Origin of the sequence: Streptomyces sp. 2-1 (assembly GCF_048564895.1) — a bacterium.
In the GTDB taxonomy this organism is placed as follows: domain Bacteria; phylum Actinomycetota; class Actinomycetes; order Streptomycetales; family Streptomycetaceae; genus Streptomyces; species Streptomyces phaeochromogenes.
In genome coordinates this window covers 8,610,065-8,622,646 of the sequence record NZ_CP183383.1, presented here as the reverse complement: position 1 = coordinate 8,622,646, position 12,582 = coordinate 8,610,065, and the positions used below count along the sequence as shown (strand labels likewise).

The following is a 12,582-nucleotide window of genomic DNA, read 5'->3' as shown; positions in this document are numbered from 1 at the left end:
CTCGTGCCGGCTCACGCGTCACGCACGAACGGCGGTCGCGCCGAACGGCACCGGAGAAAACCCTCGCACCCCGGGGCACCGACCACGAGAGCACGAGAGCACGAGCCGACCGTGCCGTCGACCGGCCCCGGCCGCCCCCGGTCAGGCCCGGCGCGGCGAGGCGTCCTCACCCTCCAGCGTGACCTCGGTGTCCAGGAAGTCGTCGACCATCCGATGGAACAGCGTGGAGAGTTGCCGCAGTTCCTCCGGCGACCAGTGGGACAGCGCGAGCTCCATGCCCCGGCAACTCGCGACGCGGATACGGTCGATCGCGTCCTGGCCGACGGGGGTCAGCTGGATGCGCTGGGCGCGGCGGTCGTCCGGGTCCGGGACCCGGGTCACGTAACCGCCCTTCTCCAGCTGCTGCACCTGCCGGGTGACGTGTGACGCCTCCACGGCCAGCCGTCCCGCCAGCTCGCCGGGGCGCATGGGCTCCGATTCGGCGATCTGTCGCAGCAGCGCCACCGCGGCCCGGTCCAGCGACACCCCGGCCAGGGCCATGAGGCGGTCGTGCTGCCTGACCCGACCGGTCAGATAGACGATGCGGTTGAGGGCTCGCTCGATCTCGGTCACCTCGTCGGAGACGGGGGCGGACGCGGCTCCGGACAGAGGGTCGGGGGTGTGTGCGGGTGATGGCGTGGGCATGGGGCCACCTTAGCAGCTACTTGCCTAACTCAAGTAAATTCAGAATTAGATTGCTTTACTCAAGTAAGCCACATACGCTTGACTAACTCAAGTAAGTCGGTCGGGGGCGCCGAGCCACCGCATCACCGAGGAAGAGAGCAGCACCATGGCCACCATGAAGTCCGTCCGCACCGGCCCCGTCGGCGAGATCGAGGTCGTCGACGTGGAGCGCCCCGTCCCCGGCCCCAAGGACGCCCTGCTCAGGATCCGCGCCTGCGGCATCTGCGGCACCGACACGTTCTTCCTGCACCTCGGCGGTACCCCCATGGGTCCCGGCGGTTCCATGGTGCCGCTCCCTCTGGGCCACGAACCCGCCGGCGAGATCGTGGAAACCGGCGCCGAGGTCACCGGCCTGAAGGTGGGCGACCGGGTCGTCGTCAACCCGCAGGGTGTGCCCTCCGGCATCATCGGCTGCGGTGGAGCGCACGGCGCCATGAGCGAGTACCTGCTCATCGAGAACGCCGAACCGGGCACCAACCTCAGCGTCTTCCCCGACACCGTGCCCTTCGACGTGGCCGCCCTGAACGAGCCGATGGCCGTCGCCCGGCACTGCGTCAACCGTTCCGGGGCCGGGCCCACCGACAAGGTCGTCGTCTTCGGCGCCGGGCCCATCGGTCTGGGCGCCACCATCTGGCTCAAGCTCCGCGGGGTCCAGCACGTCGTGGTCGCCGACGTCCTGCCCGAACGGCTGGAGACCGCCCTCGCCGTCGGCGCCGACGCGGTCGTCAACTCCGCCACCGACGACCTCACCGCCGTCCTCACCGACCTGCACGGCCAAGCCGCCAACGCCCTGGGCCAGCCCCGCCCGGGCACGGACATCTACATCGACGCGGCCGGCGCCCCCGCCGTCTTCCAGGCCACCGTCGACAACGCCAGATGGGGCGCCAAGCTCGTCATGGTCGCCGTCCAGAAGAAGTCCGACGCCATCGACCTCGGCGGCATGCTCCGCAGCGAGCTCACCCTCATCGCCTCCCAGGGCTACCCCACCGAGATCTTCGAGGTCACCCCGGAACTGGTCGAGCACCACGAGCGCTTCGCCAAGCTCATCAGCCACCGCGTGCCCTTCACCGACGTCGAGCACGCCTTCGGGCTGGCCCTCACCCCCGGCGCCGCCGAGAAGATCGTCGTCACCTTCGACGGCCAGGACACGCTCGGCGACCAGGACTGAGCGGCGGACCTGGGGGCATGCATCGTACACATTAGGTGCGTGGTGCATATTTGATGTCATGGCTCCTGCCCTGACCTCAGGCCCAGGCTCAGGTTTCGGGGCGAGAGTCGAGATCTGGGGAAGGACCGGCGGCATGGACAAGCCCACGCATTTGATCGAGTTCGAAGCGATGCTGCTCGGGCGGCACCTCTATCTGAACTCGCCCCGGGCCCGGACCGGCGGTCGCCTCGAGCGCAGCGCCTACATTCTGCTGAGCCGCATCCGTATGGAGGGCCCGATGTCCATCGGGCAGCTCAGCGACGCCTTCGGGCTCGACGCCTCCACGCTCAACCGGCAGACCGCCGCCATGCTGCGCGGCGGTCTCGTCGAGCGCATTCCCGACCCCGACGGGGGCATGGCCCGCAAGTTCCGCATCACCGACGAGGGCGAGCACCGCCTCGACACGCATCGCGCGGAGGCCATCCAGGGGCTGGAGAAGGTGATGGCCGACTGGGACCCCGAGGAGGTCACCACCTTCGCCGCGTACCTCAAGCGGTTCAACACGGACATCGAGAACCTCGACGAGAGGCCCTGGCCCCGCCCCTGACCGGGAGCCCCTGACCGTACGTACGCACGCACCCGCATCGCTCGATACGTACGCACGTGCATCGCGCGACGACGAAGCCGGGCGCCCGCGTCCTGGTCCGGCCCGTGGGACGTGCGCGTCCCACGGGCCGGTCGCGGTCAGCTGCCGGTGGCGCGGCGCTTCGTCAGCCACCATCCTCCGGCGCCGAGGACCAGCACCGCCGCGGCCACCCCGCCGACGACGAGGCTCATGGGCGTTCCGTCGTCGTCCTTCTTCGTGTCGGCCGCGGCGGCCGTGGCCTCGGACTCGGACGGCGTCGCGGTGACCGACGGAGTCGGGCTGGGCGTCGGGCTCGCGGTCGGGCTGGGAGCGATCGGCTTCGCGCCCGGTGCCGCGGCCTTCAACTTCAGGATCGGGGCGGGCTGTTCGGGCTCCTCGCCGCCCTTGGGCAGCTCGATCCAGCGCGAGACCTTCCCGTCGCTGTAGGTGTCGATGGTCTTGAACGCCACTTCCTCGACGTCCGGGAGCTGGCGGATCTTGACCTTGTACTCGGCGTCGACGCCGGTCTTGAGAGGGGTGCCGCCCACGACGTAACCGTCGTCGGTGGCCTTCAACTGCCAGCCCTTGGGGGCCTCGACGAGCGTGACGTCGGCCGGTGCGATCCCCTCGGGCAGCACGACGCGCACCTCGCGGAAGCCCGCGGTGGCGGACTCCGCCTCGCAGACGACGGTGAGGGTGACGTTCTCGGCGAGGGCCTGCGCCTTGTCGGCCTCGACCTCCGTGTGCGCCGAGGCGGGACCGGCCAGCGCGAGGACGGCCGTGAGCGCGGCGGCGCCGGTCAGTGCGACACGACGCCCGTTGATGGACAGGGACATGGTGGAACTCCTTGCTGATGGAACCGGGCGGGCCGAGGCCGAGCCCGAGTGGAGGGGACGACGGGGACGGGTGTCCGTCCCGGGGGTCCCCTGCGCACCAGCGCGTGTTCCAGGGTCCGGGTCCGTGCTCCTGCCGGGAGTTCGAAGGAGCCGGCGAGCGGTACGGGCCCTGGCCGGTGGGCGGTGGCGACGACCGCGCCCGGCAGGAACCGGGCCATGACCGCCGCCGCGACCGCGCGCAGCGTACGGCCGGTGGCCAGTGCCGCCGTGACCGCCGTGTCGGCCCGGTGGAGCAGCCAGGCGACGACGAGGGCGGCGACGACGTGCGCGGTCGTCATGGCCGTTTCGGAGGCGTGCTGCCAGGGGTGTCCGCCGGCGCCGCTCGTCATGGCGTCGTGCCCGGCGTGGGCCATGTGTCCCATGCCGGCGCGGTGTCCGCCGGCCGTCGTGAGCGCGAGATGCATCGCGGCCTGGGCGGCCAGGGTGCATCCGCCGACCGCGAGCAGTCCGGGGCGGCGGCGGGCGAAGGGCCGTACGACGGCGAACTGCGCGACGGCGAAGGCGGCCACGAGCCGCCAGGGCACCTGCCCGCCCTCGACCGCGTGATGGCCGACGGCGGCGAGCACACTGCCGACGAGGGCGAACGTCACGGCCCGGACCCGGGCGCCCGCGCGGCTCGGCCGGGAGCCCGGGCCCCGGCCGTCGCGCTGCGTCACACGGTCACCTGGCACGGTCGCCCATCATCCTCCGCCGCATTCACCTTGTCGCATACGTCTACGTCAGAGGTGAGGAGGCCGTTCACCCGGGGTCGTACGAGGAGTGACGTGCGGGCATCCGGAAGGGCGGGAGTGGTTCAGTCCGCCGCGCCCAGGGACCAGCTCGGGACGCTGCCCGCGAGGCGGCAGGTGAGGAAGTACAGGGGTATCGGCGGGGTGTAGGGCGAGCCTCCCGCGGGGCTGTGGATCAGCCGGGGCCGGTCGGCCCAGGGGCCGCGGCGGGCGCGTGTCCAGGACGGGTCGGCCAGGTGCGCGCCGACGGTGTACGTCGTGGAGGGCGGCCAGGTGACGCCTATGTGGGAGCCGGAGGGGACGATCCACCACCAGCGCTCCTCGCCCTCGAAGTCGTCGGCGAAGACACAGCCCACGCGGGGCAGGGAGTCCATGATGCGTTCGCCGTGCTCCCGGGACGTGGTCACGGCGTCGCAGCCCAGCCCGGCGCGCAGCTGGGCGGGGATGACCAGACGGCCAGGGTTTCCGGCGGGGAAGGTGGCGGAGGGGCGCAGCCGCGAGCCGTACGTGCGCGGTCGCGGTTCAGGGGCGTGCTGGAGTTCCATGAGGCAGGTGTCCTTCGGCCGAGTGGGGGTTGGGCCGGGTGAGGTGCGTGCTGGGCGCGCGCCCGGTGGAGACGGCTTCGTGCGTGAGGGGTGCGCGCCCGGCGGAGGCGGGTTCTCGTGACTCCGACGACGTCGGCTGCGGCGGCACCGACCGCAGCGACACCGGCGGGGAGGAGGCCGGCGGTGACGGCACCGGCTGGGAGGGCAGCACGGCCCAGACGACGCGCCCGGAACCGTTCGCGCTGTCCTTGACACCCCAGTCGCTGCTGACCATGCCGACGAGCATCAGTCCACGGCCGCCCTGGTCGTCGGGCCCCGCACTGCGCTGTGCGGGGAGTGTCAGGCCGCGGTTCTGGTCCTCGACCTCGATGTGGAGCCGGCCGCCCGCGGTGCGCAGTCTGCAGACGATCCACTCGCTCGCCGTGTGCGTCAGCGCGTTGGTGACCAGCTCGGAGGTCACCAGGACAGCGTTGTCGCAAGTTTCGGGGCTCGCGCCCCATTCACTCAGCAGTTCGCGCACGTTCCTGCGGGCCACGCCCACCGAGGCGGGAGTCGGGGAGAGTCCGAACACGCCCGCTCTGTGCGGGTGTTCGCTCGCGGGCAGTCGGCCCAATGGCTTGGGGAGGGAGGGCGGAGCCATCGCCGTTCGCCTTTCGTCTGCCTTCGCACCGGGGGTCGGACCAGTGCCGGTACCGCTTGATCCGGTTCCGCCGCGAGGCGCGTACAACCCGATGCGCACGGTGACGAAGCGCAGCCCGTTCTCCCCCAACTTGGCTGCGTCGTCTCGCCGTTCACCGGACCAGGACGGTACGCCCCACTGTGACACCTGCCAACAACACCCCGCAACCGACAAGTTGAAAATTGCAATTCGCACGGTGCATGCTTCCCCCGTCGAACGGATGATCGTGACAGACTGCGACCTCGAACCCGCTGTGAGGGGGTAAGCCGTGACCGCTGAAACCGACTGGGGCGGCGCGCCCTCCGTCCTGCGCATGATCCTCGGCAGGCAACTGGAGGAGCTGCGCAATCGCGCCGGACTGACGTTCGAGCAGGCGGGTGCGGCGATCGGGGTGAGCCACTCCACGATCCGCCGCATGGAGGCCGCCAAGGTGGCCCGGCTCAGGCTCCCGGACGCCGAGAAACTGCTCCAGGTGTACGGCGTGACGGACCAGCAGGAGATCGACACCTTCCTGAAATCGGTCCGTGAGGCGAACAAGCGCGGCTGGTGGCACACCTACCGTGACGTGCTGCCGGACTGGTTCGCGGCCTATCTGAGCCTGGAGCAGGCGGCGCTGCAGATCCGCGCGTACGAGGCCCAGTTCGTGCACGGTCTGCTGCAGACCGAGGAGTACGCCCGGGCCCTGCTGGGTGCCGGGAATCCGCACGCCGCGACCGAGGCCACGGAGCGCAGGGTCGCGCTGCGGATGCGGCGCCAGGAGCTGCTGACCCGGCCCTCGCCGCCGCGCGTGTGGATCGTGATGGACGAGACCGTGCTGCGCTGGCCGGTCGGCGGAGCCGAGGTGATGCGCGCCCAGATCGACCATCTGATCGCTGTCAACTCGCTACCCCAAGTGACATTGCAGATCATGCCGTTCAAGAACGGGCCGCATCCGGCGATGCGGGCGGGGGCTTTCCATCTCTTCCGGTTCCGGGCACGCGAACTGCCGGACATCGTCTACCTGAACGGTCTGGTGGGCGCTGTCTATCTGGACAAGGACGACGACGTCCTGGTCTATCGCGAGGCTCTGGACCGGCTGGGCGCGCAGGCGACGCCCGCCAGAAAGACCGAGGCTCTCCTCGGTGCGATTCGCAAGGAGCTCTGACGTGCACCACCACATACGCGACGGACACATACGCAACGGCATGCCGTCCCGGGAACTCGGCACACGCGGCTGGTACAAGCCGTGGAGCGACGACGCGGGCGGCGCCTGCGTCGAGGCGAAGAAGCTCGGCGACGGCCGGGTCGCGCTGCGCCAGTCGACCGACCCCGACGGCCCCGCGCTGGTCTTCACGCCCCGCGAGATGACGAGTTTCCTGGCGGGTGTGAAGGCGGGTGCCGCCGACTTCCTGTTCTGAGGCACCCCCTTGTTCCCGCGCACAGACTTCCCTGGTTTCCTGAACACTCCTGCTTTGATCAACACCCTTGATTTTCCTGAGCGTTGACTTCGAACCCGACGACTTGACAGGAGGGGCGGCTTTGCCCGAAAACGGATGGCCGGCCGACCGCATCGACACCGAGAACGCCCACTCGGCGCGCATCTACGACTACATCCTCGGCGGTAAGGACTACTACCCGGCCGACAAGGAGGCGGGCGACGCCATGGCGTCGGAGTGGCCCGCCCTGCCGATCCACATGAAGGCCAACCGCGACTGGATGAACCGCGCGGTGGCGTGGCTGGCGAAGGAGGCGGGGGTACGCCAGTTCCTGGACATCGGCACCGGCATCCCCACCTCGCCGAACCTCCACGAGATCGTCCAGTCGGTGGCCCCCGAGTCACGGGTCGTCTACGTCGACAACGACCCGATCGTCCTCACCCTCTCCCAGGGGCTGCTGGCCAGCAGCCCCGAGGGCAGGACGGCGTACATCGAGGCCGACTTCCAGCACCCGGAGGCGGTGCTCGACTCTCCCGAGTTCCGCGAGACGCTCGACCTGGACAAGCCGGTCGCGCTGACCGTGATCGCGATCGTCCACTTCGTCCTGGACGAGGACGACGCGGTCGGCATCGTGCGCCGCCTCCTGGAGCCCCTCCCCTCCGGCAGCTACCTCGCGATGTCCATCGGCACCGCCGAGTTCGCGCCCGAGGACGTGGGGCGGGTCGCCCGCGAGTACGCGGCGCGGAACATGCCCATGCGGTTGCGCACGATCGACGAGGCCGACGAGTTCTTCGAGGGTCTCGAACTCGTCGAACCCGGCATCGTGCAGGTGCACAAGTGGCACCCGGACGCCACGAGTGGCGAGGGCATCCGGGACGAGGACATCGCGATGTACGGGGCCGTGGCCCGCAAGCCGTAGCGCTCCGCTGGTTGACCGTTTGATACGTGCGGGTCGGTTGTGACTGGGTTGCGCAGTTCCCCGCGCCCCTATCGGGGCGCGGGGATGACTCTCGCCGTCAGGTCCGGGGTCGGCATCTCTGCGTCGAACGGGTACATCGGGCGGTTGATGCGGTGGTGGCCCAGGCGCAGGAGGTTCTGGTCGACTCCGCCGGGGGTGAGGGCCATCTTCCAGTCGGCCGCCATGGTGAAGAGTTCGGGTTCCAGGTAGCCGATCTTGACGAGGACGATGTCGGCCTTGCGGGGTGACAACTCCAGGTCGGTGAAGTCGTGTTCGTGGTGGTAGGGCTTGCGCAGCGCGGTGAGGATGACGTGCACACTGCCGACGCGCAGCACCACCTCCACCTGGGCGTGCGGGTCGCCGTGGCGGATCGCGTGGACCACGCCGGTCATGGTGAGCGGCCCTGCGTGGCGGTCGTCGACCTCCGCGCCCGCCGTGACGGTGACGGTCGCTCCGACGCCCGCCCGGACAGCCGTCTCCACGGCGGCGGGGCCGGGGAGCGAGGCGTAGACGACCGTCGGTCCTGACGGGTCCTTGAACTCGGGCCTGGACAGCACCCGTTCGAGCCCCCAGGTGACGTCGCCCGCGCCGCCCGCCGTCGGGTTGTCGCCGGTGTCGCTGATGAAGTAGGGCCGGTTCTCCTCGGTGGCGGCCAGTGCCTCGTCCAGACAGTCGTCCAGCGTGCCCGTCGGGGCTACGAAGGCGAAGTCGTGCCGGGCCTCCCAGAAGCCGCGCGCCAGGCGTTCGGCGCCGGTTGTGACGGCCTCCTGCGACGGGCCCGTGACGACGACCGCCGCCCGGTTGCGCGGCTCGTCCGCCCAGGCGTAGCCGACCCAGATCGCGGCGTCCGTGACGCCCTCGGTGGCCTCGACCTCCTCGACGGCCGCGTACACGCTCTTCGCGGGTTCGATACGGGTCGAGGTCTGCTCGCCCGCCAGGAGCACGGGAACCGGGATCCAGGCCTTGACCGGGCGGGGCGCGCCGGTGGTGAGGAGGTCCACGAGGTTGCGGGCCGCCCGTTCCTTCGTCTCCATGGCGTCCTCGTGCGGGGCCATGCGGTAGCAGGTGATCAGGTCGCTCAGGTGGGCGAGTTCGCGCGAGACGTTGCCGTGCAGGTCCATGGAGGTGGACACGATGACGTCCGGGCCGACCGTCTCCCGGACGCGGGCCAGCAGGTCCGCCTCGGCGTCGTCGAGGCCCTCGACCGTCATGGCCCCGTGGATGTCGAACCAGAGGCCGTCGAGGTGCCCCAACTCGCCCAGCCTCGTGATGAGTTCGTCGGAGAGTTCGGCGTACGCGGCCGCCGTCACCGTACCGCCGGGCAGCGCCTTGCCGACCAGCGCGCCGCGCCACTCGGCGGCGTTCCTCAACGGCGTCCCGGGTGCGAGGAACTGATAGCGCGTCAGGACATCCGTGCCGCGCTGCGGGTGGAAGGCGGGGGCCTCGGTCCGGGCCGGCGAGAACGTCGACGACTCGATGCCGAGCCCAGCGATCGCGATCACGGGACGGGCGACGGGGGTACGCGGTTGTGGCATGGCTCCTCGCACGGTGGTGGGTGTCGTCGGTGGCTCGCACGGTGATGGGTGTCGGGTGACTCGCGCGGTGGTGGGTGTCGGTGGTCAGTGGTGGGCGGGGGCGACGGCGCCGGTGACGGCCTGGAGGGCGTTCGCCAGGGCCCGTTGGAGCGCGAACTGGCCCGCGCCGACGAGGCCCGCGTCCGCGCCGAGGCTGGCCCGCTCGATCACCAGGTGCTTGGTCACCAGCGGGTGGCATCCCTCGTACAGCTGACTGCGGACGGCGGCGACGAACGGTTCGAGCGTCGAGAGGAGGCCACCCAGGTACACGGCGTCGGGGTTGAAGAAGTTGACGTTCGCCGACAGGACCATGCCGAGGTAGCGGCCGGCCTGGCGGACGGCTCGGGTGGCCTCCGGGTCGGCGTCGGAGGCGAGGCGTACGACGTCCTCGATGGACGCGACGTCCAGGCCCCGCTCGCGCAGGATCCGGACGAGCGCGGCGCCCGAGGCGACGGTCTCCAGGCAGCCGGTGTTGCCGCAGGAGCAGGGGATGTCGTGGCCCGCCTCGACCCGTACGTGGGTGATCTCGCCGGCGGCACCGGTCGCGCCGCGGTACAGCTTCCCGTCGGCGATGACCCCCGCGCCGATCGCCGAGCCCATCTTCACCATGATCGACTGGCGGCGCTCGGCGGGCTGGACGCTGTGCTCGCCCACCGCCATGCAGTTGGCGTCGTTCTCGATCGCGGCCGGTACGCCGAACCGCTCCTCCAGCCAGTCCCGGACGGGGAAGCGGTTCCAGCCGGGCATGCGCGAGGGGAGGGTGACGACGCCCGGTACGACGTCGACCGGGCCCGGGAGGCACAGGCCGACGCCGCGCAGCAGTTCCCGGCCGCGCCGCCCGGCGAGGGTCTCCAGGGTCTCGGCGAGTGCGGGAAGCGCGGTCTCGGGCCCCTCGGCGGTCGCGAACGGCACGGTGGAGACCTCGGTGAACCCGCCGCCGGGCAGGACGACCCCGACGCGCGCATGCCGTCCGCCGAGGTCGGCCGCGACGGCGAACCCCTCGCTCCCGCCCAGGCGCAGCACCTTGCGCGGGCGCCCGCCGGTCGAGGACCGCGTGCCCTGCTCGGCGACCAGCCCGTGCGCCACCAGCTGGCCGACCGTGAGCGAGATCGTCGAGGGTGCGGCACCGAGCAGACCGGCGAGTTCCGTGCGGGTCGACGCCTGCCCGGAGGCGAGGAGTTCGAGGACGCGCTCGGCCAGCGAGGAGACGCCCGTGACGCCCCTCCGGTGTCCCGCACTTTTTTCAGACATGGACGAAGTAACTCCCAGGGTTGGGGAAAGCCGGGGAAATCCGGAGGCCGGGGCGACGAGCGTATGCCCGTATGTCCCTCACGCGACTTTTTCCAGAACAGCAGTAACAGACTTTTTACAGCGGGCCGCCTGTTTCTTCGAACCTTCCGGTCGTTGACTGGCTCCGCCGAACGCCGCCGTTCATCTCCGGCCCCGCGTCCGGCCTCGCGCACCCTGAGCCCTTGTTCACCTGAGGAGAGCCATGTCCCCTGCTCGCACGACGCTCGTCGCCTGTGCCGTCGTCTCGGCGGGCACACTGCTGCTCGCGGGCTGCTCCGGGACGAACGACACGTCGTCCGCGTCCCCCGACTCCATCAACTACGCGCTGCCCGCGAACTTCACACCGAACTGGATCCTGCCGATCGGTACGGCCGCGCACCTCAACACCAACAACCGGTCCATCGCCGACAGTCTGTGGGAGCGGCTCGTCGCCTACGACGGCTCCACCGGCAAGATCGCCTGGAACAAGAAGGCGTCCATCGCCACGGCCGCCGACTTCGCGGCCGACGGCAAGAGCGTCAAGTTCACGCTGGGCGACCGCAGTTGGAGCGACGGTAAGCCGGTCACCTCGCGCGATGTCGAGTTCTGGTTCAACCTCATCAAGGCGAACAAGGCGGAGTGGGCGGGCTACAACCCGGGCAAGGCGCCGGACAACTGGACCTCGTTCAAGACCGTCGACGACCGGCACTTCACGATCACCTTCGACAAGGCGTACAACTCCCAGTGGATGCTGGCGAATCAGTTCAGCGAGATCACTCCGCTGCCGCAGCACGTGTGGGACAAGACCGACGCGTCCGCCCAGGTGTCCGACGCCGACCGGACCGCCGCCGGCGCGAAGAAAGTCTGGACGTATCTGAACTCGGCCGCGAAGAACATCTCCCGCTACGACAAGGACACGCTGTGGAAGACCATCAGCGGCCCGTACGCGGTCAAGTCGTTCTCCACGTCCGGCAAGGTCGTGCTGGCCGCCAACAAGAAGTACGACGGCGGTGAGAAGGCGAACATCGCGACGGTGAACCTGCTCCCCTTCACGACGGCGGACGCCGAGAAGAACGCGCTGCGCTCCGGCAGCGTCGACTACGGCTACATCGAGGCCACCGACCTCGACCAGAAGGACCGGTTCACGGCGCAGGGATACACGGTCAAGCCGTGGTCCGGCTGGGCGATCACCTACATGCCGTACAACTTCAACAACCCCGCCATGGGCGCGGTGTTCAAGCAGCTGTACGCGCGTCAGGCGGTCCAGCGGTCGATCGACCAGACGAGCCTGGCGAAGGTCATCTTCAACGGCACGGCCGTGCCCGGGTACGGCCCGGTCCCGCAGGCGCAGGCGTCCGACTTCGTCTCGCAGGTGCAGAAGGACAACCCGTACCCGTTCTCGACCTCGGAGGCCAAGTCCCTTCTGACCGGCCATGGTTGGCAGGAGAAGGGCGGGGTCATGGTCTGTACGGACCCGGGGACCGGGGACACGCAGTGCGGTGAAGGCGTCGCCGAGGGCACGAAGTTCGAGATGCAGGTGCTGTCGCAGTCCGGCTCGGCCGTGACCGACAACATGATGAGCTCGATCCAGTCCTCGCTGGAGAAGACCGGCATCAAGTTCTCGATCAAGACCGCGCCCGTCAACTCGGTGCTCTCGCAGACCCCGCAGTGCACCTCGGGCCAGCCGATCTGCAAGTGGCAGCTGTCGTTCTTCGGCACCGCGGGCAGCTGGTACTTCAACGCCTTCCCGACCGGCGACTCGCTCTTCCAGACCAAGGGCGGCTCGAACTTCGGCAACTACTCGAACCCCGACGTCGACAAGCTGATCACCGCGTCCACGACGTCGAGTTCCTCGCAGGAGGTCCAGGACTACAGCGCGGCCCTCGCGAAGGACCTGCCGGTCATCTGGCTCCCGGCGCCGGACTACCAGATCTCCGTCGTCAAGAACGGCCTCGGCGGCTTCTCCCAGGACTCGCTCGCCAACTTCCACCCGGCGCAGTGGAAGTGGACCAAGTGAGGACCC

Annotated in this window: 13 protein-coding genes; 6 read left to right on the top strand and 7 right to left on the bottom strand. The window is 70.0% G+C overall.

The window, feature by feature from the left end:
• Positions 1 to 141: 141 nt before the first annotated feature.
• Complete coding sequence (locus ACN20J_RS37990) at positions 142 to 684, bottom strand: MarR family winged helix-turn-helix transcriptional regulator (protein ID WP_361920376.1); 543 nt, start codon at positions 682 to 684, stop codon at positions 142 to 144.
• 145 nt (positions 685 to 829) lie between these two features.
• Here ACN20J_RS37990 and ACN20J_RS37985 point away from each other — a divergent pair, with 145 nt between their 5' ends.
• Positions 830 to 1,891, top strand: coding sequence for a zinc-dependent alcohol dehydrogenase (locus ACN20J_RS37985; protein WP_361920374.1), 1,062 nt, complete (start codon positions 830 to 832; stop codon positions 1,889 to 1,891).
• A 133-nt stretch (positions 1,892 to 2,024) separates the two neighbouring features.
• The gene (locus ACN20J_RS37980) at positions 2,025 to 2,477 is read left to right on the top strand and encodes a MarR family winged helix-turn-helix transcriptional regulator (protein WP_189841331.1); all 453 of its coding nucleotides are present in this window, start codon (positions 2,025 to 2,027) and stop codon (positions 2,475 to 2,477) included.
• 137 nt (positions 2,478 to 2,614) lie between these two features.
• On the opposite strand, the gene ACN20J_RS37975 is transcribed toward ACN20J_RS37980, so the two are convergent.
• The 4 genes from ACN20J_RS37975 to ACN20J_RS37960 form a co-directional block, all read right to left on the bottom strand.
• A complete protein-coding gene (locus tag ACN20J_RS37975; protein WP_189841330.1) occupies positions 2,615 to 3,331 on the bottom strand; it encodes a DUF1775 domain-containing protein in 717 nt (238 codons plus the stop codon).
• Complete coding sequence (locus tag ACN20J_RS37970; RefSeq protein ID WP_189841329.1) at positions 3,295 to 4,047, bottom strand: hypothetical protein; 753 nt, start codon at positions 4,045 to 4,047, stop codon at positions 3,295 to 3,297. The genes ACN20J_RS37975 and ACN20J_RS37970 overlap by 37 nt, the downstream gene beginning before the upstream one ends.
• 137 nt (positions 4,048 to 4,184) lie before the next feature.
• Positions 4,185 to 4,664: a hypothetical protein gene (locus tag ACN20J_RS37965; protein ID WP_189841328.1), complete on the bottom strand. Its 480-nt coding sequence runs from the start codon at positions 4,662 to 4,664 to the stop codon at positions 4,185 to 4,187.
• The gene (locus ACN20J_RS37960; RefSeq protein WP_055617297.1) at positions 4,642 to 5,304 is read right to left on the bottom strand and encodes an ATP-binding protein; all 663 of its coding nucleotides are present in this window, start codon (positions 5,302 to 5,304) and stop codon (positions 4,642 to 4,644) included. The genes ACN20J_RS37965 and ACN20J_RS37960 overlap by 23 nt, the downstream gene beginning before the upstream one ends.
• Before the next feature lie 307 nt (positions 5,305 to 5,611).
• On the opposite strand from ACN20J_RS37960, the gene ACN20J_RS37955 reads away from it, so the two are divergent.
• The 3 genes from ACN20J_RS37955 (at position 5,612) to ACN20J_RS37945 (ending at position 7,677) form a co-directional block, all read left to right on the top strand.
• Positions 5,612 to 6,487: a helix-turn-helix domain-containing protein gene (locus tag ACN20J_RS37955; RefSeq protein ID WP_189841327.1), complete on the top strand. Its 876-nt coding sequence runs from the start codon at positions 5,612 to 5,614 to the stop codon at positions 6,485 to 6,487.
• 40 nt (positions 6,488 to 6,527) lie between these two features.
• Positions 6,528 to 6,740: a DUF397 domain-containing protein gene (locus tag ACN20J_RS37950; protein ID WP_055617307.1), complete on the top strand. Its 213-nt coding sequence runs from the start codon at positions 6,528 to 6,530 to the stop codon at positions 6,738 to 6,740.
• A gap of 121 nt (positions 6,741 to 6,861) precedes the next feature.
• A complete protein-coding gene (locus tag ACN20J_RS37945; RefSeq protein ID WP_055617299.1) occupies positions 6,862 to 7,677 on the top strand; it encodes an SAM-dependent methyltransferase in 816 nt (271 codons plus the stop codon).
• A 68-nt stretch (positions 7,678 to 7,745) separates the two neighbouring features.
• On the opposite strand, the gene ACN20J_RS37940 is transcribed toward ACN20J_RS37945, so the two are convergent.
• Positions 7,746 to 9,251, bottom strand: a complete 1,506-nt coding sequence (locus tag ACN20J_RS37940) for a M81 family metallopeptidase (RefSeq protein ID WP_189841326.1) — start codon at positions 9,249 to 9,251, stop codon at positions 7,746 to 7,748.
• 84 nt (positions 9,252 to 9,335) lie between these two features.
• The gene (locus ACN20J_RS37935) at positions 9,336 to 10,541 is read right to left on the bottom strand and encodes an ROK family transcriptional regulator (RefSeq protein WP_189841325.1); all 1,206 of its coding nucleotides are present in this window, start codon (positions 10,539 to 10,541) and stop codon (positions 9,336 to 9,338) included.
• 241 nt (positions 10,542 to 10,782) lie between these two features.
• Between ACN20J_RS37935 and ACN20J_RS37930 the strand changes: the two genes are divergently transcribed.
• Entirely contained in the window at positions 10,783 to 12,576 is a 1,794-nt protein-coding gene (locus ACN20J_RS37930) for a peptide ABC transporter substrate-binding protein (RefSeq protein ID WP_419667644.1), read from the top strand.
• The last annotated feature ends 6 nt before the right edge of the window (positions 12,577 to 12,582 follow it).